We start from the raw sequence: 22529 nt of genomic DNA, 5'->3' as shown, positions 1-22529 counted from the left end.
AAAATCAGCTGTCGGGTCGCAGTGCCCCTGAAACATCAAGGCCAACCGTCATTGCCGCGATAACATCTCCGGTTTCCGGATTGATGATCGGAACCGTAACCTGCGACAGAAAGGCGCGGGTTGATCCATCAAAATAGATGTCGGCGATCTGACTTATATCCGGGTCATGGCTAATGGCGACCTCGAATTTCTGCTCATCTGATTGATCGAAATCGGTCGTCAACCGGTTCATGCCGATAACCGCGCCGTTGGTATCGAATACGAATATTTCAGCAATATTGTCGGCGTCGCTTTCCTGAAAGGCCCGCAAGATATCGGAAAGCGGATTTTCAAGGATTTCGGTTGCCTTCGGGCTGGCAATCCCGCCTTCGCTGCCCTGACGCCATTCGCGATCGATTTCGACAATCGCATCAGGCTGAATTTGTGCTCGACCCATTGCGGACCGTACCGCCCCAACAAGTTCCGCATTCGCCGCCATGGCGCGGATCGCCGGTAACTGCTGACGAGTAATCAGATCACGTTCCCAATCCTCAAGCTGCATGGGTAAGGTTTCGCATGCACCCAGCGCCGTATTCAGCGACGCAATTAGCCCGGGATTAAGGCGGGTATATTCCCGCCCAATATAAACAACAAGCGGGGCATATCGTTCGAACTGGACGTTGAACTGATCTTCATGGTTGCCCATGCTGTCGCGCGCGGCCTCGAATGTCTGTTTGTCGACCAAGGCGTATTCAACGCGCCCGGCCAGGACCTGCGAAATCAGGGAGTTGATGGACGGTGCCTTGGCAATTTTCTGATACCCCTGCTCTGCCAGCCATTCTGCTTCGTTGGAGCCAAGGATGGCACCAACAGAAAGCAGACTGTCGGGTGTCGGGCTTGACGCGAAACTGCCCTGTTGTCCGGCAGCTGAAATCCAGACCCATTTTTCAAGTGCTAACGGCAAGGTCGGCTCGGCGTATTCGTCCATGAAGGAGCTGATCCGCGCCAGAAAGAACCCGTCCGCCTGCCCATTTCGCACCATTTCCCGATTGCGCTGGCGGGGTGCAATCGCGATCCCGAACCCAACCCCGATCCGGTCAAACGCGCAATTCAATACTGCGATGGAATAGCCTCGCAAAATGCCGTTCTGCAATTGCTGATAGGGAGGCTGAAGATTGGTTTGAAGAATGAGGAATGCGTTCTTGTCCGATGAGCCGGTAGAATCCTGTGCTTGTTCCTGCCCCTGTGCGGGAAGGCCTTTCAGCGTAATCACAAACACGCATGCCATCAGGCCAAGCAGCAAAATACAGCTATAGGCCGACGCAAATCGCCCCGAAAGATTTTGTCCTGATGGCTGTGTATGGCGTCTCATGCAACACCTGACATTCACCAAACCCCGTCACCGGTGATATTGGGTGTAATAACAGCGTTACAAGACTGACCGCTTAGTCACCGGTATACATATCGGGCGCAATGCGTTTGACCGCCGCACCGTCACTTCGCCACCCGTGGCAGCTATTCACCAATGGGGATCGGCGCTTTTTCGGCGGGTTTGGCACCGTGCCATCCTTTTCCGCCTGCTTTCGGCGTTCTTCGGCCTCGCGGGCGCGGATCGGAAAGATTGTCTGAAACGCAGTCGTTGCCACCGGTCCCATCAGTTCGGTCAGATGCGTGCATCCGTGAATACCACCAACCCGTTCGCGAATCTGCTGTTTCAACCCCGGCCCGATCCGAAGTCCGACCAGTGCGGCGTAGTTCGGGGCAATTTCATCACAGGCATTGAACGGGGCATGATCAGTGACGGCTTCAACCGCACTTATCACCATGTCATCCCCCACAGTAATGCGCAGCCACATTTCATGGATCGGTACACCGGCGGGAATTTCGCCGCGGTCGTTATTTTCGAACCCGTATGTCTTGGTATCGTTGATATGGCCTTCGATATCCCAAAGACCGTCCTTGCGACGATATCCGGTGCAGGTAACGTTGCGGGTATGGATATGGTCACGTTCCGAAGGGTTGGATAAAGGCATGGCGTATATCTCCTTTACGTAAACGTAAAGACAGTAACTGGCACGTTGTCAACCTTCAAAAACGCAGAACGGCTGATGCGGAACCTCCGCATCAGCCGCCCAAAGCATATTTCATGGACTAAACCTGATTTACGCGACGCCGTAATCGGACCCGAAAATGAACTTTTCGCGTTCGCGCAAATCTTCTTCAAGCTGTGCCTTCACGACATTGAACAGATCGCGGATCGACACCATGCCGACGACATTTTCCCCATCAAGCACCGGAAGATGTCGGTAGCGGCGCGCACTCATCAATTCAAGGGCATTCATCGCCGTATCGCCGGGTGCAAGTGTATCGGGATTGGCCGTCATAACCTGTTTAAGGGGGGTAGAAGCCGCATCAAGACCCTTTGCGACAACCCGGTTTACAAGGTCACGCTCTGTAAAGATGCCGGCAAGCCTGGCATTGTTATCGACAATGATCACAGCACCGATCTTGCGTTCGGTCATCATATTAACGGCGTCCATGACCGAGTCTGCTGGGTTCAAGGTTGCGATCGACTGCTCTTTGACCACACCAGGTACGATTTTCGTATCCATGTTTTTCCCTCTGCGGGTTGCTGTTGCCACGTGCCCTGCCCCGATCAGATTGCTGAAAACAACGCATCAAATGCGTCCGGGGCCCTTATTTGCAAGTGGCCCTGCAATCACATCGATCAAGACCTTTGTCGATCATTTTAACCGATAAGTAGATTTAAAATAACATATTTACACCCATCAAACAAAAAGGGCCGCCCGGTTTCCCGTGCAGCCCGTTTGTTTTGATGCAATCAATGCTAGTTCGTATCGTCGGTTGCGACTTCGCGCACTTCACGCAATTTGATGCGGGTTATCTGATTTCGAATGCGACGCAGGACTTCGAATTCCAGTCCATGGAATCGGAACTGCTGTCCGACATCGGGAATACGGCGGGTTTCATAAAGTAACAACCCGGCAACGGTTGCGGCCTCTTCGTCGGGCAAACGCCAGCCAAAACGACGATTAAGGTCACGAATGGTCACATCACCGCGCACAATGACCGATCCATCGGTTTGCGGCTGAACACCAACAACCTCGACGTCGGTTTCATCGGCGATATCCCCAACAATTTCTTCAAGGATATCTTCAAGCGACACGACGCCTTCGAACGCCCCATATTCATCGACGACAATCGCGAAATGCTCGTGACGTTCCTTGAACGCCTTAAGCTGATCGGCAAGCGTGGTGCTATCGGGGATGAACCAGGGTTCGGAACTCAGCATGCGAACATCTTCTGCCGTTTCAGGCTTTGCCCCGCGGACGATCGCTTTCAGCGCCTCACGCGCATGCAAAACGCCAACGATGTTATCCGGATCCTTGTCATAGATCGGAATACGCGTATGCGGGCTTGCCAATACCGTATCAAGGATTTCTTCCATCGGGCGCGTGATATCAATCATCTGCACCTTGCGACGGTGCACCATGATTTCCCAGACCCCGACATCCTCAAGGTCAAGAACCCCATGCAACATCGTGCGTTCTGCATGATGATCACCAACAACGACGTCATCCGCATGCAATTCAATGGCACCGCGCAATTCACGCTCGCGGTCGGTTCCCGGGCCGTCGCCGCTGCCAAAAAGATGTAGGGTGGCACGTACCAGCACCTGAATGGTCTGAGTAACCGGCGCAAAAACAACAACCAGAATACTCATCGGCCGGGCAACGCGCAGCGCCATGCTGTCTGCATGCTGAAGCGCATAGGTCTTTGGCAGAATTTCAGAAAATATAAGCACAAGTGCCGTCATGGCCGCGGTCGCATAAACGACACCGCGTTCACCAAAAAGCTCGATCATGACAGACGTTGCCAAGGCAGATGCCAGAATGTTGACAAGGTTGTTACCCAGCAGAATGGCACCGATCAGCCGCTCCTGATACTGGCGCAACCGGTTGACGATCCCTGCCCGCTGATCTCCATCCTGTTCCTTGTGATGCATGACTGGCTTTGATGCTGCTGTCAGCGCAGTCTCCGAGCCAGAAAAGAAAGCCGAAAGCATCAGCAGGATAAAAATCACGACAATCGTGATTGTCATTCAGGTTCGTCTCCAATGGGTGTACGCAACAGATATTTACTTTGTGCTGTTGCGGCCTATCAGGTCAATCTCTGATCGGGCAAGTCATCATGTTCACAGTCGCTATTGCCCCGAACTTCTGCCTTAGCCGTGGCAGGAACGGGTAATGGCAGCACGCATTTTCTGAATGTCCATCGCCTTGGATGTAAAAGCCTTGCCGATACCACGCGTCATGACAAACGTGATTTCACCGTCACGAACTTTTTTATCGCGCGACATATGGCCGATCAAACGATCAATATCCCAATGCATGCCCGGAACTTCGGACGCACATACCGGCAAACCAACCGATTTCAGATGACTTGCAATCCGTTCTTTTTCGCCAGCCGGGGCCATGCCCATTGCCGCGCAAACGTCATGGGCGATGACCATCCCCATCGCGACGGCTTCGCCATGCAGAAGCTTTGCGCCGTATCCGGTTTCCGCTTCCAGCGCATGCCCAAATGTGTGACCCAAATTCAATAGAGCACGTTTCCCGGACTCGCGTTCATCCTGAGAGACGATCCGCGCCTTGGCCGCACAGCTGCGCATCACGGCTTCGCGGCGCTCCGCACCATCGTTGCTCAAAACGGCTTCGGCGTTCTGTTCAAGCCAATCAAAGAAGTCCGGATCATCAATCAGGCCGTATTTAACAACCTCGGCGTACCCGGCAAGCATTTCGCGGCGCGGCAATGTATCAAGAACCGCCGTGTCTGCCAAAACAAGGCGCGGCTGATGGAATGCACCGACAAGGTTTTTGCCCGATTTCGAATTGATGCCTGTTTTGCCACCAACCGAACTGTCGACTTGTGAAAGCAGGGTTGTCGGAATTTGAACGAAATCAAGACCACGCAAAAGCGACGCTGCAACATAACCCGCAAGATCGCCAACCACCCCACCGCCAAGTGCCATGATCAGGGTCGAACGTTCGATCCCCATCGCCAGAATCTGTTCGATAACATCTTCAAATACGGCAAAGCTTTTGGATTTTTCACCGGCAGGAACGATCACTTCGCGATGCGCGATACCCGCCCCGTCAAGTGATGCCAGAACCACCGGAAGATGGCGTTCCGCCACCGTCGCGTCACTGATAACGACGACACCGGCCTTTCTGACGAACGGCGCGATATGGCTTGCGGTATCCGCCAAAAGATTGCTTCCGACCAGAATATCATAGCTGCGCGCACCAAGTTCGACGCGCAAAACGTCATGATTTGCCGCAAGAGGAGACGTCTGATTGCTCACCGGATTATATTCCCGTCTTTATCGAATGAACGGCCAAGCAGGGCAATGACCCCGTCGCGCGTTTCTTCCTTGGAGGATTCGTCACAGTCAAAAATGATGTCTGCTCCGGCATAAACCGGATAGCGCGCCTCGATCAGATCTCCAAGAATCTGACGCGGATCGCCATTATTGAGCAGCGGACGATGCGTTCGCCCGCTGGTACGTTGCAGCAACAGATCAAGGTCGGCACGCAGCCAGACCGAGACCGATTTCTCCAGAATAAGTTCCCGGGTTTTTTCGCGAATAAACGCACCACCACCGGTCGCAAGCACAAGCGGCTCGCCATCCAGCAGACGCGCGATTACGCGTTCTTCACCTTCGCGAAATGCTTCTTCGCCGTATAGCTTGAAGATGTCGGCAATCGAACAGCCTGCGGCTTCCTCGATTTCACGATCAGCATCAACAAAATCCAGATCAAGTGCCTTGGCGACCATACGTCCGATGCAGCTTTTCCCGGCCCCCATCAGACCGATAAACACCAGCGGTCGGCCTTTCAGCCCTGTCCGGATATTTGCAATCACGTCATCGCGCAAACCCGACTCGGCAATATTGCTCTCCATGATCGGTTTGCAGTCCTGTCTTTAATCCGGTTATCAAACAATTTACCCATTTCTTTAGGCCAGCTGCGGCCTGAACGCAAGCAAACCGCGCTGTTCACCGACAAATTCCTTCGTTACACAAGGGACCTGAGCAATTCCGGTACGCAGCGAGATTTGTGCACCCGCCGAAAACTTTTGGCCATCGTGTTAACCCTCTGTGAGGACCCGGACCCTAAACTGCCTTTATATCGCCGAATTGGAATGTCAGGGAAAAGGTTCGGGGAACGGGGTTGGAGAAATCACAGGCTGAATTCATGGCTTTGGGCCAAAGCGGTTCGGCTCTGTCTTGCATCTTTTACCGGGCCCCGCATACTGATCTTTGCGCATATAGAACCAACGCACCGAAGTCTGGATAACCATGAAGATAATTTCGCGTCTCATTTTATTGCTGATTATTGCTGTCATCGCTGGTGGCGCAACATTTTTGGTCACTTGGGATATTCCATCGCCAACGACCCAGATGGAAGAAACCATCCCGAATTCGAGGTTCAACTGACATGCGCTTGCGTTCTCGCCTGCTGATGCAATCCTGTTTCGTCACAATGATGGCAGGGACAGGAATCACCTTGCCCGTGGCTTTTGCCAACGCGCAGGCACCGGTGCCGCTGTTTTTGAAACAGGAAGCAGAACAGAACGCAAATTCGCAACCGGATGCGACCGCCCCTGCAACAGGCGGCAATTCGGGCCAAAACAGCAATTTTGGTCAGGGTACCGGTACACTACCAGATACATTCCCAAGCGACCCCGACGCGGTCCAGACGGTTACGTTGCAAGCTGTTGATGCCGAGGCCGTTGGTACACTGGGACGTGAACGTGGCGGATTTGGTGCCGATATGTGGAACGGCACAAGCCGGGAAACGGCGGCACGTCTTCTGACAGATATTCCGGCAATGCCCGCAACGCATACGGGCCGCGACCTTGCACGTCGCCTGTTGTTAAGCATCGCGGCCGTTCCCGATGACCACAAGGAAATCAGCATGCTTGAAACGCGTGCTGCCAAGCTGATCAATATGGGTGAACTGGACGGTGCGATTGATCTGGTCCGCGCCACACCACAAGGGGCACGGGGCTCGTTGCTGGCACAGGCCGAAGTGAATGCTTTGATGATTGCTGGAAAACTTGATGATGCCTGTGCGGCAATCGATGGTTACAGCAACAACTTCGACGATATTTTCTGGCTCAAAGCCGCTGTCATGTGCGCGCTTCATGCCAATGACCGGACATCGGCATCGTTTTCGACAGATCTGGTCCGCGAAATGGAAGGCGAAACCGACAAAACCTTCTTTGGTCTGGTATCAGCCATCCGGAATGGATCGGCCCCGTCGCAAGACATTCTGAACTCGCTGAACACGTTGCGCCCGATCGATATTGCGCTTCTTGAAATCGCCAAGCAAAGCATTCCGACCAATCAGCTTGAAACCGGTAATGCCGCCGCCATTCTGGGCATGATCAATGCGCGTGCAACGTCGACCGATGTGCGCCTTGAAGCCGCCCGCAAAGCTGAAAAACTTGGCCTGATCGAAGCCGCGCAGTTGCGCAAGATTTATAGCGACGTCTCTTTTGACGCAGATGCGATAACCAATGCGCTTGACGATGCCCCCGAAGGGGTGCAGGCCCGCCAATATGCCAAACTGTATCAGGCGGCCACCAAAAGTGATGTTGCAGCAGTCCGTGCGGAAATCCTTGCTGCCCTTTATGAATCTGCAATCATCAATGGTGATTTCGTTCAGGTATCACGCCTGACGTCCGATCTGCTGACCGATATCCCGGTGAATAGTGATTTTTCGTGGTTTGCGATTGATGCGCTAAAATCCTCGATTGCGGCAAACAATATGGAACGTGCGTCCGGTTGGCTGCAAACCGCCAAAAACAGTTCCAATCCGGGCAACGATATCGAATCCCGTCTGATCCTTCTTTATCCGGTTCTGGCACTTGCCGGACTTGAAGATACCGGAACACCAACCGCCACCGAAATGGCCGACGGGTCGAATGGCAGTGTCACGGTTAATCTGCCCGACGATGGGGCAACAACGCCTGTCCGTTATGGACTGGGCGGTGCTGTAACTCTTACGCCACCAGCCAAAACTTCTGCACCGATGAACGACGCACAGGCCAAACACCGCGCCCGTATGACCGAATGGCAGGAAATGGACGCCGCCCGCGGCGATCAGATTCAGGCAAAACGTGATTCAGAACTGATCTTTAGCCTGTTTGACGGCTTTGGCATTGAAGTCCCGATTGCACTTTGGGATGCGCTTTTGACCGCACCCTATCTTGATGAACGCCAAACCGTAAGCACGGCAGTCAACCATCATCTGGAAACCGCAGCAATGAATATGCAGCGCGGCAAAACCGTCGCCCTTGCCATTCATGCGCAGCAGGTTGCGGGGGTTCCCAACGGTGATCCGAAGGATCTTTCGGACGCGGTTGCCGCACTCAACCATATCGGGCTTAACCGCGAGGCGCGCCGTCTTGCCGTCGAAATCCTGATGGCTCGAAGCCAATAACGGACAGATATCGTGGCACAGCCGCTTAACAGCAATCTTGTCGCGGCCTTTCTGGAAATGATGGCAGCAGAACGTGGGGCAAGCATTCATACGCTCGACGCGTATCGCCGTGATCTGGAAGATTATGTTGCAAGTCTGAAAACGCAAAAATCGGACCTGATCGGTGCGCAGGACATCCATGTCCGGAAATATATGGCATCGCTTGGCGATGCAGGTTTGGCGCCGCGAACCCAGGCCCGTCGGCTTTCCGCCGTCCGGCAGATCCACAAATTCCTTTATGCCGATGGATATCGCAATGACGATCCATCTGCCCATATCGACAGCCCTAGGCAGGGCAATACATTGCCAAAATTCCTGACCATTGATGAAATTGATCGACTGATTGTCACCGCCACCAATCATGACGGCATCAAGGGCAAACGCCTTTTGGCGATGGTAGAATTGATGTATGCCACTGGCATGCGCGTCTCCGAACTGGTTGAACTGCCTTTTGCCGCTGCGGCGCGTGACCCGCAAATGCTGATCGTTCGGGGCAAGGGAAACAAGGAGCGGCTCGTCCCGCTGTCCGATCCTGCCCGTGATGCCTTAAGGGATTATCTTGAAGTCCGGGCATTGTTTATTCCGGTCACCAAGGCAAACCAGCCCGGCCAATCACCCTATCTGTTTCCGTCGCGCGGCAAATCGGGTCATCTGACGCGCCAGATGTTCCTCAATATGGTCAAGGACCTTGCTGCCGAGGCCGGAATTGCCCCGTCACGGGTTTCCCCGCACGTCTTGCGTCATTCCTTTGCCAGCCACCTTCTGGCAAACGGGGCCGATTTGCGCAGCCTGCAACAGATGCTGGGCCATTCGGATATTTCAACGACACAAATCTATACCCACGTCCTCGAATCGCGTTTACGCGGCCTTGTGCAGGAACACCATCCACTTGCTCAACTGCAACGTGGCTGACTTCGCCCGCCGGAATCACAAAATTTGTCTAGCTCTCTGTATAAGAAACCTCGACCAAATGCTGTGGAAAGTGTCGGTTTTCTGCGGATGTCATATATTCGTAACTGTACTGTCATCAGGTTGTTGCCGATCCTGCGTTAGGAGCTTTGCATGTACCGTGATGCTCCTGCCGTTCAGAGGATTCAGTAAATTTTTCAAGATCGGGGAATAGCCTTGGCATTTGATGCGGAGGATGAACTGACCGCGGACAGAGCTGCCGGCTCGGCACTCCGCCTTCGGAACTGGAAGCAGATCGTCGAAAAAGTCGACTTTGCCTTTCAACCGATCGTCAACCCGCATACCGGCCACATATTTGGCTACGAAGCGCTTTTGCGTCGCTGGGAAGACAGCGGCTTTGAGTCGATCCAGTCCCTTTTCGATACGGCGTGGGAAACCGGCAATCTGCACGGCGTTGACATGATGTTGCGCGAAAAGGCGATTGCAAAGTTTGCCCGCCTGCCCGAAGCACGCCGATTGAAACTGTTTTACAATTTTGACAGTCGTGTTGTCCGTACCCCGGATTATCAGCCGGGCCGCACCGCCGAATTGCTGCGGAAAGCCGGTCTTGAACGCGACACCATCTTTCTTGAAATTTCAGAACGTCACGACATCAGCAACGCCCAATACCTTCAGGATATTCTGACGCGATATCGCAGTCAGGGTTTCAAGGTTGCGATCGACGACTATGGCAGCGGCTTTGCCCAGCTTCGCGCGCTTTACGAATGCGAACCAGACATCATCAAGATTGACCGGTTCTTTATCGACGGGATTGATCGCGACCGGCGCAAGGAACTGTTTGTATCCCAAATCACGGCTTTCGCGCATATGATTGCCGCGCAGGTCGTGGCCGAAGGCGTTGAAACCCGCGAAGAGTTTTTGTGCTGTCGACGGATCGGATGCGATCTGGTGCAGGGATTTTTTATTGCACGGCCATCGGTCGACCTGCCGGAACGTACAGATATCGTCCCTGCCATTTCCGGGGTTGCGATAGAAAACCGGCGCGGGGTGGAACGTGACGGCGATGTTTTGCGGTCCTATTTGCTCGAGACGCCACCGATCGAAAACAACATCAATCCGGTGGAAATCCTGTCCTATTTCCAGAAAAATACCGACATCGCCATTGCACCGGTTATCAACAGGCAGGGCGAACCGCTTGGCGTGATCAGGGATTCGGATTTCAAGGCTTTCATATACACGCCATTTGGTCGCGAGCTTTTGCAAAACCCGGCCAACCGCACAAATATCAGCCGTTTTTTGCGCCGCTGCCCGATTGCCGATATCAATACCAGTCTGTCAGAACTGCTTGAAACCTTTGTCGCGGCAAACTCGCTTGATGGTGTGATCCTGACTGAAAAGGGGGTTTACCTTGGCGTGCTTGATCAAAGTGCGCTGCTGCGCGCGGTTAATGAACGCAATACGCTAAATGCACGCGATGAAAATCCGCTGACCCGTCTTCCGGGAAACAGTGCGATTTATCGCTATGCGGCCAACGCACTTGCCAAACCGCGCCGCCGTCGCTTTGCCGTTTACTTTGATTTCGACAATTTCAACCCCTTCAACGACCTTTACGGTTTCCGGCAAGGGGATCGCGCGATACTGCTTTTCAAGGATATATTGGGCAAAGCGCTAAGCCAGAATGACTGGTTTGTTGGTCACATCGGCGGCGATGATTTCTTTGCCTATGTCCAGTCAATTGACTTCGAGGATGCCGTAAGTGCGGTTCAACGTGCCCAATCCATGTTCGATGAACAGATCAAAAGCTTCTATGACGCCCAAACCCGCGATCAGGGTTACCTGATCGGCAAGGGGCGCAACGGTGAAAGCAGCGAATTTCCTTTGATGACGGTTAGTGCGGCATTGGTACGTATCCCGCCGGAACGCACAGACATTACGCTTGACCATATCTCGATCGAGGCCGCGAAACTCAAAACGATTGCCAAAAATAGCGTGACCCGCTTTGCCGCGGGCCATTATGACGCGCCGGACAATATCGCGCCGATGATACAGGAACCCGGATAACAGGTGATACGCGTTATCGTTGCAAATAACGCTTTTCTTTAAAATCACTGACGCTAAAATCCGGAAAATACAGCACACTTGTTTTGCTGCCCGTCATAACAAATGTAGCGAGCCGTCCTGCCATCATGGTCAGCGTTACCAGCACTTCTGAAATTCTGCCGCCGATTCCGGTCCGCCCGGCAAGTCCGGTATCGCCACGTGCATCCCAGACGCAGCAGGAACAGAAGCAATCCGTCGAGCAGGTCGCAAACTCGATCCAGCTTTCTGACGAAGAAATCGAACGCGTTCAGCGTGCTGCGGAAACGGCACGCAATGAACGCCGGTTTCAGGATGGCCAGACTGCCCTGACACTTGAAAATAATCAGGGCGATGATCCCGCCAACAGCTACGGGGCCAACGGGAAGTCCAGTCACACCTTCGCCAGGGGTGCCAACAACCGTGGCAGCCTTGTTGATTTCTACGTCTAACCTGACAGCAGCGATAACCCGGCCTTAAAGCCCAAGGGTACGTTTCCACCCATCCCAGTTCCAAATCAGTTCGGCAATCCGGTCATAACCGGCCCGGTCCGGGTGATAGCCATCTCCACGACGAAGCGCGCGCTGCCAATCCTGATCGGCAAGCGTCGTTGCATGCAGATCAAGATAAGGCACGTCAAAACCCCGCGCCGTTTCGGCATATATCTGGTTTAGCCCTTCAAGGCGTTCGTTGATTTCCTTACTGGACTTACCGCCGTCAATGACTGCCTGCGGTCCGATCCACAAGGTCGGTGCCAATTTGGATGCTTCGCCTATGATCTCTGCTGCATTTGCCGCCGATTTGGCGGGGGAAACCCGCATTGTGGTTTCCTCGCCACGGTCTTCGGCATGGTTGGCATCATTCACACCAAAACTGAACATCAAAACCGTCGGGAATTCCGGCACCATGCGAAGTTCGGCCTCAAACTTCCAACGAGCTTTCAAGCCCTCGCTGGTTTCGGCACGAATGCCCAGATTATAGATCGTCGTTTCGCGCTTGGCCTCGTCCAGCAACCGGCGGCCTAGCCGTATTGGCCAACCGCCTTTATCCCCGTCGCGCACGCCATTGACCAGACTGTCCCCAAAACAGCAAATGCGATGACCTGTAACACCTTCGGTCATGATTACTCCTGCAACTTTGCGGCATTCTGCGCCGCCAAATAATTCATCAGTTCCTCGCGACCGGGCGCAAAGGCATTTGCAATCCAGTATTCTTCCGCCATCTTCAATAACCAGCCCATTGTCGGCCCGGCGGTCACAAGACCCGCTGCGAGAAGATCCCGCCCCTGAATTGGCATTTTAACATCGACCCAGTCTGTTGCCGCCTGCAACAAAGCCTGCCAATCGCGGTTTTCGGCACTGCTGGCCCGTGGCGGGATCGCCGCACGCGCCGCCCAGGCAATCAAAACCGCATCGCGAAAGGCATCCGGCCCGATGCGATAAAGATCACGCCGGATCGTATCCTCGGACAAATCGGCACTGATAAGATTGGCATTGGAAATCATTGCCGCGAAACGGTCAGCTTCGTCGTTGGACAATCTCAATGCCCTGCCAAATTCGGTTGCCGCCTGCAAATCGTCATCAGCATTTTCCGGCGCACGGTACAAGGCCGCCAGACGGCGCAACGGATCGGGCTTGATTGCAGAATCGGCAAGAGCCGTACTATCAAGCCATTCCATCATGCGAAGTCGCGGTGTATCTGCCAAATCCGGCAAGATAACCGGCAACACATTAAAGCCGATCATTTCCTTAATCGTGGCTGCCGGGCTGCGTGAACGCAGCAATTTAAACATCTCATCGCGAATACGTTCGGGTGAAATATCCCGAAGCCCTTGCGCCCCCTTGCGGCATGCTTCCGCACCAATCGGGTCAAGTGGTGGTCGACCAAACCATGCCTGAAACCTGAAAAATCGCAGAATACGAAGGTAGTCTTCTTCAATCCGGTCTTCGGCAATACCGATGAAACGTACCCGGCCTTCGCGCAAATCCGTTTCACCGTCAAACGGATCATAGATCGTCCCGTCCAGATCGCAATAAAGCGCATTGAATGTAAAATCACGACGTCTGGCATCGCCAAGCCAGCTATCAGTAAAGGCGACTTCTGCATGACGGCCATCGGTCGTGACATCAATGCGCAGCGTCGTGATTTCATAGGCCGATGCATCGGTTATCGCCGTCACCGTGCCGTGTTTAAGCCCGGTGGGGATAACTTTGAGCCCCGCCTTTTCAAGGGCAATAACGGTTTCTTCCGGTTTCAGGTCGCACGCGATATCCACATCGATCAGATCACGTTTCAAAAGCGCATCGCGTACGATCCCGCCAACAAAGCGGGCCGTGCCGCCATGTGCTGCAATTGCATCAAATACACGTGCTGTGTCGGGATGCGTCATCACCCCATAGGGCTGCAGATGTCCGGTTGCTGTCAGTTCGGTCATCGGTAAATCTTTGCTGGCCTGAAACCTTGCAGGCGGATGTCTTTTTTCCGAGTTATTCCTTGGGTTCGAAAAATCCTGGCTGAACGACACCATCCTTTAATACCGGCGGATGATAAATGGAATCAGGTGATGCACCAGTCCCGAGTGCCGTTACAATCAGGATTGCCGCCGCCAGCGCCACACCAATACCAAGCAGCAAAAGCCACGGCCCTTTGTCCCAGGGCGGAATAACATCATGCCCTTCCCGAATCGCCTTAGCCCGCGCCCATTTAAGCCAAAGACCGTAAACAAGAAACGGCAGGATTACGGGAATGGCAATCTGAATAATCTGTCGCAGCATTACCGATAGTCTCCAATCATTACCGTTCAGTACTCGCCTTAAGAACCTCGCTGAAATTCACCAGCATTCCGGCCGTTGCCCCCCAGATGTAATATTCCTGATACGGGATGGCAAAATAGCGGCGCTTTGCCCCTTCGAAGGTCACGGTCTGAAGTTTCTGGTTTTGCGGTTCAACAATGAATTCCAAAGGTACTTCAAATACTTCTGCCACTTCATGTGCATCGGGTGCAAGGTCGAAAGGCGGTGTGATCAGCCCAACAACCGGCGTCACCCGATATCCGGTTACAGTGTAATAATCGTCCAGACGACCAACCAGTTCGATATGCGCGCGCGACAGCCCAATTTCTTCCTCGGTTTCTCGCAGGGCGGTTTCCTCAAGCGTATTGTCATGGTCTTCCTGACGACCGCCGGGAAAACTGATCTGACCGGCATGATCGCTCAGATGATCGGTGCGGCGCGTCAAAATCACATGCAGGCCTTCGTCGCGACGTACAAGCGGCACAAGAACCGCTGCCGGACGCGCAATCAATTCCCCCTCGGCAAATTCGCGCGCGCGTGATTTCGATCCCGGATAGTCAACCGCATGGTCCCCACGCCGCTGCAGAATATCATCACGCGGCGCATTCAATGCGGCAATGATCTGGGCCGGTGTCATTCGCCAGCCTCCAGCGTTCCGATCTCGAAGAACTGATTGTGACTGTAAACACCAATACGCATTTTGCCGGTCTCCGGTTCTTTAAGCTCGTCAGCCATATCGACCAGCTGATAAAATACAGCCCGGTTCAGTCGGGCCTCAAGACCGCGATCAAGCTTCACATAGGGCGACGGCTCACCGGTTTCGGGGTCGTGTTCAACCCTTAAACCATGATTTTCATCAAGCTCGACCCACTGATCAATATTGGTCCGAAAACGGATGACAGATGCCGTACTCTCGCCGGTTTTTTCCAGCTCGACCGCAATGAAAGCAACATCTTCGACCTCAATGCGCGCCATCTCGGCCGGGGTCACCAGCCAGTGCCCGCCTTCCTCGTCGCGTTGCAGGACAGATGCGAAAAGTTTGACAAGTTCGATACGGCCAATCGGCCCACCTTGATAGAACCAGGTTCCATCACGACCTATAGACATGGGAATGTCGCCACAGATCTGTGGATGGCGTCCGCCTGCCGGTTTTCCGGCGCGAAGGCGGGTCCAGAGCTTTTCGGCAAGATCGACGGTTTTTTCGTTACTGCTCATGCTATACACTTAGGTCCGAAACCAAAAGATTGCGCGCTTTTATAACGCTGATACCATCCTTATTGGGTAACCGGCTTCGATTACCGGCACAACAGAGGAAGCAAAGTTTCCTGTCATGACAAACGCGCCACGTTTTCCCGAAGAAATGGGTCTTTCACAAGACAGCAGCCTTGAACGCGACGCAGGGCGGCTTGACGCCTGTGTTGGCCGGTTGGACGAAGCCCGCAAGATGGTTTCATCTGTTATATTTGGGCAGAATGAAGCCATAGAGCAAACACTTATCGGCATTTTATCCGGCGGACATGTCCTGATGGTCGGTGCGCCCGGACTTGGCAAGTCATTACTGGCCCATACATTGGGAAAAGTCCTTGGCCTGCTTGATAAGCGTATCCAGTTCACACCCGACCTGATGCCGGCCGATATCCTTGGCTCCGAAGTTCTGGAAGAAGGGGCAGACGGCAAACGTGCATTTCGTTTCATCAAGGGCCCGGTTTTCTGTCAGTTGCTTCTGGCCGATGAAATCAACCGCGCCAGCCCGCGCACCCAGTCCGCCCTGTTGCAGGCCATGCAGGAACGCGAAGTATCCGTCGCCGGTTACAGCCACAAGCTTCCGGAACCGTTCCACGTTCTGGCAACCCAGAACCCGCTGGAACAGGAAGGCACCTATCCCCTGCCCGAGGCACAGCTTGATCGTTTCCTTCTGGAAGTCCGGCTGGGCTATCCCGATCAGGATGAAGAAAGACGCATCGTAACCGAAACCACTGGCCGCTATCCTGTGCGCCCGCGGCAGGTGCTTCAGGCCGACGATCTGGCCGAAGCACAGGATTTCGTCCGGCGTCTGCCAATGCCCGACCGGGTGCTGGATACCATCATTGCACTTTGCCGTGAATGCCGACCGGAAAGCACGCATATGACCGATATCCGCGATAATGTTGCCTGGGGCCCCGGCACGCGTGCGGCACAGGCCCTGTCGCTTGCCTGTCGTGCCCGTGCCATGCTGTTTGGCCGCTTCGCCCCCTCGATCGAAGATATCGAAGCCCTTGCCGTTCCGGTGCTTCGCCATCGTTTCGGCTTGACCTATGGGGCACGTGCCGAGGGTTTCACCGCCAGAGGCCTGATCACCAACGCGTTGGAACATCTGCAGGAGAAATAAGAATTGGCATTGCCCGCGGTCCACGATCATGTTGCAGCCGCACGTGCACTGGCGGCCCGATTGCCGCAACTGATCGATGAAAGCCGACGCATGGCGATCAGCTTGCGAAGCGGCCTTCACGGCAACCGCAAAGTCGGCCCTGGCAGCGATTTCTGGCAGTTCCGCCCCTATATCACTGGCGACCCGACCAACCAGATCGACTGGCGTCGTTCCGCGCGTAGCGATCATACCTTTATCCGCCAGACCGAATGGCAGGCCAGCCACAATTACTGGATCTGGCCGGTTCTATCGCCATCCATGTACTGGTCATCGGCACGAGACATCCCTTTCAAGGCCGAACGCACCCTTGTCATTTCCATCGCACTTGCCGATCTGCTGCTGCGCAACGGGGAAACGGTCGGAACATTCGATGCCGAACGGACTCGCATCACATCTGCCGAACATCTTGAAAAACTGGCCCACGCCATGCTGGCAAGCCCGGGCAACATCACCGACCATGCCGGTTCGATGCATGCCGGTCGCAAACATTCCGTTCTGGTGCTGGGTGATTTTCTGGAATTCGTCGATAGCAAGCAGTCGCCGGTCCGCGCGATCAAGACCCTTGGCCAGTATCAGAATGACGGTGCGCTGGTGCATGTTCTTGATCCCGCTGAAATCGAGCCCCCCTTTACCGGTCGGGTCAATTTCATGGATACCGACGATCAGATGATTTACCGCAGCGAACGGTTTGAAGACCTTCGGGAAGGTTTCCGGCAGCGGGCCAAAACCTGGCGTGCCGACATCCGCGACGCCGCGCGTGAAAACGACTGGCTGTGTGACCAGCATGTGACTTCGGAAAGTGCAAGCCCGACCCTGCTTGCGCTTTATCAGCATCTAAGCGAACGCCAAAGCCAAAGTGGCTCTAACGGACGTGGTCGTCCGGCAATGAACCGCAACAGCCCGACGAGGCCGCGATGAACCTTGCGGCCATCACCTTTTTATACCCTGCGATGCTGGCCGGTCTTTTGGTTCTGCCGATTGTCTGGCTGATCATCAGATCCGCACCAAGGTCGCCCAAACAAGTCGTGTTTCCGGCGGCCCGGTTGTTGCGGGGGCTTCGTGCCAACCGGCGTGACATGCAACGTGCACCAATCTGGCAAACGCTTTTACGCTGCCTGATCCTGACCATGCTGATCCTCGCCGCCGCGCGACCAGTCCTTAACAGAACAGAATTCTCGCGCGACGAGGGCGCTATTCTGATCATTGCCGAAAACAGCTGGTCATCAGCAGCAAACTGGCAGGAATATCGCACCGGCCTTAGCCAGATCATCAATCAGGCACGGCTGGACTTGCGCAGTATCTATATCGCACAAACCGCACCCGAGGCATCCGGCGCAACAACAACAAGATTACCCGATATTATCGGCCCGATATCGCCGCACGAAGCTGACCGTTTTATTGATCGACTGCATCCGCGCCCATGGGGCCCCGATTATACGGCTCTGTCAAACCGGATCGCCGATCACCAGCATATGGCCAATTCCATCGGCAGCATTATGTGGCTGACGGATAATATGGAACACCCCGCAAAGGCCGATCTTGCCAACGAACTTGGTACCATTGCACCGATTACCGTACTTGGTCCCAAACGTGAAAACCGCATCGCGGTTCAATCGCTGACACGCAACCGTACCGGACTTGATGTCACCCTGGCCCATCAGAATATGAATGCGCCAGGCGAATTTGCCCTTCTTGCGCGCAATGAACGTGGTCAGGTTCTGTTGCGTCACACCGTAAAAATTGAACCTGCAACCCATCAGACCAGAACCCAAATCCCACTACCCAGCGACATCACCAATTCGATACAGTCCTTAGGAATAGAAGGCATAGAATCCGCTGCCACGGTCTTTCAAACCGGCGCCCGCTGGCAACAGCGAAAAGTCGGCGTGATTGTCAGTTCAGGTGATAGTCCGGTGCTGCTGTCGGATCGGTATTTCTTTCTGGACCGGGCAATTTCCCCCTATGCCGACGTGACCTATGCACCACTTGGAAAGCTGCTTGAAAGCGGGATGGATATCCTTGTCGCCACAGGACCGATTTCCGGCCTTGGCAGCCAATATTCAGCCCTTGAACGCTGGGTCCGCGATGGCGGTATGCTGGTGCGTTTCGCAGGGGACAGCACGACCGAGGTCGAACCGGAATTCCTGCCTGTGACGCTGCGTCTTGGCAATCGGGATTTCGGCGGATCGATGTCATGGGAAAAACCGAAACGACTTTTGGCATTTCCGGAAACCAGTCCATTTTTCGGCGTCCTGATTCCCGAGGAAATTACCATCAATCGGCAACTTCTTGCCGAACCCGATCCGGAAATTGTTGCCAAAACATGGGCCCGCCTGACTGATGGCACCCCGCTGATTACAAGTGCCCCGCGCAATGCCGGGCGAATTGTTCTTTTCCATGTGACCCCGTGGGCCGATTGGTCGAACCTTCCGATGTCGGGCCTGTTTGTCGAAATCTGGCAACGCCTTTTACCCCTTGCAAGCCCAAGTGACCGGTCTGAGGCCGAACTGCAAACAAGCCTGCCGGCCCAATCCGTGCTCGATGGCTTTGGCCGTGCTCATCAACCTGATGCAACGACCCTGCCCTTGCGCACACCGTTGCCGATGCCCGATCCACGGCATCCGCCGGGGATATACGGCAAAAATGGTCAGGCCGTTGCGCTTAACCTTGGCTCATTCCTTGAAAATCTTGACAGTCAGGTTCGCTGGCCGTCCGGCACGGTCATACGCGAAATCACCGATCAGGACCAAATCGATCTTGCCGCGATGTGCCTGATGGCTGCGATGCTGCTTCTGATCCTTGACGGGGTTGCCCTGATACTCGTCCATCACGTCAGTCTGAGACGTACCCGGCATAAAGATGCGCTGACATCTTTCCTTCTGCTGGCATTTATCGGTGCTTCGGCAACGATGCTGCTGGGTGGCCGCGACGCCAGGGCGGTCGAAACCCAGGCCGCTGCTTTGCAACCGCGTCTCGCCTATCTCAAGACGGATGTTGCCCCGATTGACCGTCTCAGCCAGTCGGGACTTGCCGGCTTGACCGAAATCCTGCGTCGGCGAACGGCCGCTGACCTGGCCGCCCCGGATGCCATTGACCCCGAAGCCGACGATCTCAGCTTTTATCCGCTGATCTATTGGCCGCTGGTTGACGGACAGCAGCCTTTTTCGGACTTTGCCCGGACGCGTATCAACCGATATCTTGATAGCGGCGGCATGATCCTGATTGACAGCCGTGATCAGGAAGTCGAACCCGCCCGCCTGCGCCGATTACTGGCCGGGCTGGAAATCCCGATCCTTGATAAGGCGCCGGGGGATCATATCCTGTTTCGCAGTTTCTATCTGCTGGACCATGCCTATGGCCGCTTTGCCGCGCCGCTTTGGCTTGATGCACGGCCCGATCAACGGTTGGACGGTGTTGCGTCTGTTCTGTTTGGCGGGAATGACTGGGCATCGGCCTGGATGCTGAACGAAGGCATCCAGACAGAGAGCCGCACCGATGACATTTCCCCGCGCCAGCGCGAAATGGCCTGGCGTTTCGGGGTCAACCTGGTGATGTATGCGCTTACCGGCAGTTATAAGGGGGATCAGGTTCATTTACCGGCAATCCTTGAAAGGCTTGGCCGATGAACAGAAGCTGGCAGGATTTTCAGATCGCACCATTACTTGATATCGGGCTGCTGCAAATACTTGCCATCGCCTGTGTAGCCGCCATTCTGCTTTTTGCGGTATTTCGCCTGCGGGGCACGATCTGGCGGGCAATCGCGATGGCGGTCATGCTGCTTGCACTGATTGCGCCGCAATTTACCGATCAGAACCGTGAAAAACTAAGCGACATCGTCCTTGTGCTGGTGGATCGTTCCAATAGCCAGAATATCGGCAGCCGCACCGACCAGACGGATGCCGCGATCTCGCAGATACGCAACCGCTTTGCCGATGATCAAAGTATCGAACTGCGTATCGAAGAAGTGCCGGGCGAAACCGACACCCTGATGTTTGCCGCCCTTGACCGGCTTCTTGGCGGAATCCCGCGCGAACGACTGGCCGGGGTCGTCATGATTACCGATGGGCAAATTCACGATATTCCCGCCAGTCTGAATCTGGGTGCGCCCCTGCATGCGCTCATTACCGGGCGCGAAGATGAACATGACCGGCGTTTGCAAATTCGCCAGACCGCGGATTACGGTATTGTCGGCAAGAACGCGGATTTCATGGTCGAAGCCATTGATCGCAACCTTGCGACAGGAAGTCCGGTATCGGTCCGCATGCTGCATGAAGATGGCACCGAACGGAACCTGACACTGCCGGCCAACGAACCGCACCGGGTTACCATTCCTGTGCCCCATGCCGGGCCGGTGATCGCCGAATTGCGCATGGATGAAAATCCTGACGAAACAGATCAGACCAACAACCGGCTGATCCTTGAAACGACTGGCGTTCGTGATCGGCTCCGTGTCCTGCTGCTTTCGGGCGAACCGCATCCCGGCGAACGGGCATGGCGGAACCTTCTGCGTGCCGATCCCGGTGTTGATCTGGTGCATTTCACGATCCTACGCCCACCGGAAAAAGGCGACGATACCCCGATCAACGAATTGGCTCTGATCCCATTTCCGATCCGTGATCTGTTTGAAGTGCGCCTGCGGCAGTTCGATCTGATCATTTTTGATCGCTATCAGATGCGCGGGGTTTTGCCTGCCCACTATCTGGAAAAGGTGGTGGATTATGTCCGATGGGGTGGTGCCGCCCTTGTTGTCGCCGGGCCGGAATATCTTGGACCTGATGGGCTTTCAAACACGGTTCTGGGTGATTTGATGCCGGTTCGGGCAACGGGCCGTGTGATTGAACAACCTTTTGCGCCGCGCGTGAACACAGCCGGACGCATTCATCCGGTGACAGCCCCGATTGCCGGTTCAATCAATACCCCGCCAAAATGGGGCCGCTGGTATCGGCAAATCGAAACCCGGGAAACTGACAATGACGTCATGACGCTTTTGACCGGTGTGGATCAATTACCCCTATTGTCTTTGCGGCGTGTTGAAGAAGGCCGGGCAGCTATGCTGAGTTCGGATCAGATGTGGTTGTGGCAGCGCGGCCATGATGGTGGCGGACCGATTGCCGAATTACTACGCCGATTGTCGCACTGGCTGATGAAGGAACCGGCCCTTGACGAAAACACCATTGCCACCGAACGCAGCGCCGATGGTAAAAGTCTGACCCTGAGCTGGCGCAAGATCGGGGCTGAACCGACAACCGCAACCGGTGCCGATCCGGAAACCGGCGAAGTTGTGCGCACAACATTTGAACGAACATCGGATCAGACATGGCAGGCCACCCTGCCCATCGCAGAGCGCGGCCTGATCCGCGTTCAGGCCCTTGATCGCGACGGCGTTACCCAGTCAGCATTGCATGTCGACCGCGATGTTCTGACCAGTGAACGTCGCAACACCAACTCGACATCGGACCTTTTACGCGAACTGGTTCTGGCCAATGGCGGATATATTGATCGCATCGAAAAAGGGCTTCCCGATTTCCGCCGGGTGAAAGAGGAACGTGTCTGGTTTGGCACAAACTGGGCAGGCTTGATGGAAACGGAAAGCTATCGCACAGTGATTGGCGGCATTACCAATCTGTTGCCTCTTCCGGTCGTTGCTATTCTTCTGGGGTTGATGTGTCTGATCGGCTGGCGGATCGAAAGCAAATAGCCTTAAAGCATTTTGCTTTTAATCTGAAGCATAGCCTGCAGCCTTAAAGAAGTTCCAGCATTCATTAGGCTCGAAGATGTCGCATATATTGCCGATGG

19 protein-coding genes are annotated in these 22529 nt (G+C 54.7%); 8 read left to right on the top strand and 11 right to left on the bottom strand.

Translation table 11 applies throughout. The features are described 5' to 3' along the window. Window positions 1-4: 4 nt before the first annotated feature. The 6 genes from ABIE64_RS16060 to ABIE64_RS16035 all read right to left on the bottom strand — a co-directional run bounded on the left by ABIE64_RS16060 (window position 5) and on the right by ABIE64_RS16035 (window position 5964). Window positions 5-1351, bottom strand: coding sequence for a transporter substrate-binding domain-containing protein (locus ABIE64_RS16060; RefSeq protein WP_354377941.1), 1347 nt, complete (start codon window positions 1349-1351; stop codon window positions 5-7). A 73-nt stretch (window positions 1352-1424) separates the two neighbouring features. Then, window positions 1425-2012, bottom strand: a complete 588-nt coding sequence (locus tag ABIE64_RS16055; RefSeq protein WP_354377940.1) for a DUF2889 domain-containing protein — start codon at window positions 2010-2012, stop codon at window positions 1425-1427. A 129-nt stretch (window positions 2013-2141) separates the two neighbouring features. Next, window positions 2142-2591 (bottom strand): CBS domain-containing protein, encoded by a 450-nt coding sequence (locus tag ABIE64_RS16050; protein ID WP_007089044.1) that lies wholly within the window; start codon window positions 2589-2591, stop codon window positions 2142-2144. A 236-nt stretch (window positions 2592-2827) separates the two neighbouring features. Further along, a complete protein-coding gene (locus ABIE64_RS16045; RefSeq protein ID WP_007089045.1) occupies window positions 2828-4102 on the bottom strand; it encodes an HlyC/CorC family transporter in 1275 nt (424 codons plus the stop codon). Window positions 4103-4225: 123 nt separating this feature from the next. Further along, window positions 4226-5365, bottom strand: coding sequence for a 3-dehydroquinate synthase (gene aroB / locus ABIE64_RS16040; protein ID WP_354377939.1), 1140 nt, complete (start codon window positions 5363-5365; stop codon window positions 4226-4228). Beyond that, entirely contained in the window at window positions 5362-5964 is a 603-nt protein-coding gene (locus ABIE64_RS16035) for a shikimate kinase (protein WP_007089047.1), read from the bottom strand. The genes aroB and ABIE64_RS16035 overlap by 4 nt, the downstream gene beginning before the upstream one ends. A 611-nt stretch (window positions 5965-6575) precedes the next feature. On the opposite strand from ABIE64_RS16035, the gene ABIE64_RS16030 reads away from it, so the two are divergent. The 4 genes from ABIE64_RS16030 to ABIE64_RS16015 all read left to right on the top strand — a co-directional run bounded on the left by ABIE64_RS16030 (window position 6576) and on the right by ABIE64_RS16015 (window position 11986). Further along, on the top strand, window positions 6576-8510 hold the full coding sequence (locus tag ABIE64_RS16030) for an antifreeze glycopeptide (protein ID WP_354377938.1): 1935 nt from the start codon (window positions 6576-6578) through the stop codon (window positions 8508-8510). A gap of 12 nt (window positions 8511-8522) precedes the next feature. Next, on the top strand, window positions 8523-9461 hold the full coding sequence (gene xerD, locus ABIE64_RS16025) for a site-specific tyrosine recombinase XerD (protein ID WP_354377937.1): 939 nt from the start codon (window positions 8523-8525) through the stop codon (window positions 9459-9461). 213 nt (window positions 9462-9674) lie between these two features. Beyond that, window positions 9675-11519, top strand: a complete 1845-nt coding sequence (locus ABIE64_RS16020; RefSeq protein ID WP_354377936.1) for a GGDEF domain-containing protein — start codon at window positions 9675-9677, stop codon at window positions 11517-11519. A 125-nt stretch (window positions 11520-11644) separates the two neighbouring features. Beyond that, window positions 11645-11986 (top strand): hypothetical protein, encoded by a 342-nt coding sequence (locus tag ABIE64_RS16015; protein WP_354377935.1) that lies wholly within the window; start codon window positions 11645-11647, stop codon window positions 11984-11986. Between the two features lie 24 nt (window positions 11987-12010). On the opposite strand, the gene ABIE64_RS16010 is transcribed toward ABIE64_RS16015, so the two are convergent. Genes ABIE64_RS16010 through ABIE64_RS15990 form a run of 5 tightly spaced genes read right to left on the bottom strand, consistent with a single transcriptional unit; the run spans window position 12011 to window position 15541 of the window. Then, window positions 12011-12655 carry a DUF459 domain-containing protein gene (locus ABIE64_RS16010; RefSeq protein WP_037990554.1) on the bottom strand — a complete coding sequence of 215 codons (645 nt, stop codon included), beginning with the start codon at window positions 12653-12655 and terminating at the stop codon, window positions 12011-12013. A 2-nt stretch (window positions 12656-12657) separates the two neighbouring features. Further along, a complete protein-coding gene (locus ABIE64_RS16005) occupies window positions 12658-13968 on the bottom strand; it encodes a CCA tRNA nucleotidyltransferase (RefSeq protein ID WP_071240838.1) in 1311 nt (436 codons plus the stop codon). Between the two features lie 52 nt (window positions 13969-14020). After that, window positions 14021-14308, bottom strand: coding sequence for a hypothetical protein (locus tag ABIE64_RS16000; RefSeq protein WP_007089055.1), 288 nt, complete (start codon window positions 14306-14308; stop codon window positions 14021-14023). Window positions 14309-14327: 19 nt separating this feature from the next. Beyond that, window positions 14328-14963 carry a CoA pyrophosphatase gene (locus ABIE64_RS15995; protein ID WP_071240839.1) on the bottom strand — a complete coding sequence of 212 codons (636 nt, stop codon included), beginning with the start codon at window positions 14961-14963 and terminating at the stop codon, window positions 14328-14330. Next, window positions 14960-15541 (bottom strand): DUF1285 domain-containing protein, encoded by a 582-nt coding sequence (locus tag ABIE64_RS15990; RefSeq protein ID WP_037990551.1) that lies wholly within the window; start codon window positions 15539-15541, stop codon window positions 14960-14962. The genes ABIE64_RS15995 and ABIE64_RS15990 overlap by 4 nt, the downstream gene beginning before the upstream one ends. A 115-nt stretch (window positions 15542-15656) precedes the next feature. Between ABIE64_RS15990 and ABIE64_RS15985 the strand changes: the two genes are divergently transcribed. Genes ABIE64_RS15985 through ABIE64_RS15970 form a run of 4 tightly spaced genes read left to right on the top strand, consistent with a single transcriptional unit; the run spans window position 15657 to window position 22431 of the window. Then, window positions 15657-16694 (top strand): AAA family ATPase, encoded by a 1038-nt coding sequence (locus ABIE64_RS15985; protein ID WP_354377934.1) that lies wholly within the window; start codon window positions 15657-15659, stop codon window positions 16692-16694. 3 nt (window positions 16695-16697) lie between these two features. Continuing rightward, a complete protein-coding gene (locus ABIE64_RS15980; RefSeq protein WP_354377933.1) occupies window positions 16698-17651 on the top strand; it encodes a DUF58 domain-containing protein in 954 nt (317 codons plus the stop codon). Then, window positions 17648-20359: a DUF4159 domain-containing protein gene (locus tag ABIE64_RS15975; RefSeq protein ID WP_354377932.1), complete on the top strand. Its 2712-nt coding sequence runs from the start codon at window positions 17648-17650 to the stop codon at window positions 20357-20359. Before ABIE64_RS15980 ends, ABIE64_RS15975 begins: the two co-directional genes overlap by 4 nt. After that, window positions 20356-22431: a hypothetical protein gene (locus ABIE64_RS15970; protein WP_354377931.1), complete on the top strand. Its 2076-nt coding sequence runs from the start codon at window positions 20356-20358 to the stop codon at window positions 22429-22431. Before ABIE64_RS15975 ends, ABIE64_RS15970 begins: the two co-directional genes overlap by 4 nt. The last annotated feature ends 98 nt before the right edge of the window (window positions 22432-22529 follow it).

Source organism: Thalassospira sp. MBR-102, from assembly GCF_040549275.1.
In the GTDB taxonomy this organism is placed as follows: Bacteria; Pseudomonadota; Alphaproteobacteria; order Rhodospirillales; family Thalassospiraceae; genus Thalassospira; species Thalassospira xiamenensis.
Note: the sequence above shows the minus strand (reverse complement) of the source record. Positions and strands in the feature narration are given on the sequence as shown.

Bases quoted from the DNA above. Each gene is read 5' to 3' on its own strand.
- ABIE64_RS16060 (WP_354377941.1), bottom strand. From the start codon at position 1,351: ATGAGACGCCATACACAGCCATCAGGACAAAATCTTTCGGGGCGATTT.
- ABIE64_RS16055 (WP_354377940.1), bottom strand. From the start codon at position 2,012: ATGCCTTTATCCAACCCTTCGGAACGTGACCATATCCATACCCGCAAC.
- ABIE64_RS16050 (WP_007089044.1), bottom strand. From the start codon at position 2,591: ATGGATACGAAAATCGTACCTGGTGTGGTCAAAGAGCAGTCGATCGCA.
- ABIE64_RS16045 (WP_007089045.1), bottom strand. From the start codon at position 4,102: ATGACAATCACGATTGTCGTGATTTTTATCCTGCTGATGCTTTCGGCT.
- ABIE64_RS16035 (WP_007089047.1), bottom strand. From the start codon at position 5,964: ATGGAGAGCAATATTGCCGAGTCGGGTTTGCGCGATGACGTGATTGCA.
- ABIE64_RS16015 (WP_354377935.1), top strand. From the start codon at position 11,645: ATGGTCAGCGTTACCAGCACTTCTGAAATTCTGCCGCCGATTCCGGTC.
- ABIE64_RS16010 (WP_037990554.1), bottom strand. From the start codon at position 12,655: ATGACCGAAGGTGTTACAGGTCATCGCATTTGCTGTTTTGGGGACAGT.
- ABIE64_RS16005 (WP_071240838.1), bottom strand. From the start codon at position 13,968: ATGACCGAACTGACAGCAACCGGACATCTGCAGCCCTATGGGGTGATG.
- ABIE64_RS16000 (WP_007089055.1), bottom strand. From the start codon at position 14,308: ATGCTGCGACAGATTATTCAGATTGCCATTCCCGTAATCCTGCCGTTT.
- ABIE64_RS15995 (WP_071240839.1), bottom strand. From the start codon at position 14,963: ATGACACCGGCCCAGATCATTGCCGCATTGAATGCGCCGCGTGATGAT.
- ABIE64_RS15990 (WP_037990551.1), bottom strand. From the start codon at position 15,541: ATGAGCAGTAACGAAAAAACCGTCGATCTTGCCGAAAAGCTCTGGACC.
- ABIE64_RS15985 (WP_354377934.1), top strand. From the start codon at position 15,657: ATGACAAACGCGCCACGTTTTCCCGAAGAAATGGGTCTTTCACAAGAC.
- ABIE64_RS15975 (WP_354377932.1), top strand. From the start codon at position 17,648: ATGAACCTTGCGGCCATCACCTTTTTATACCCTGCGATGCTGGCCGGT.
- ABIE64_RS15970 (WP_354377931.1), top strand. From the start codon at position 20,356: ATGAACAGAAGCTGGCAGGATTTTCAGATCGCACCATTACTTGATATC.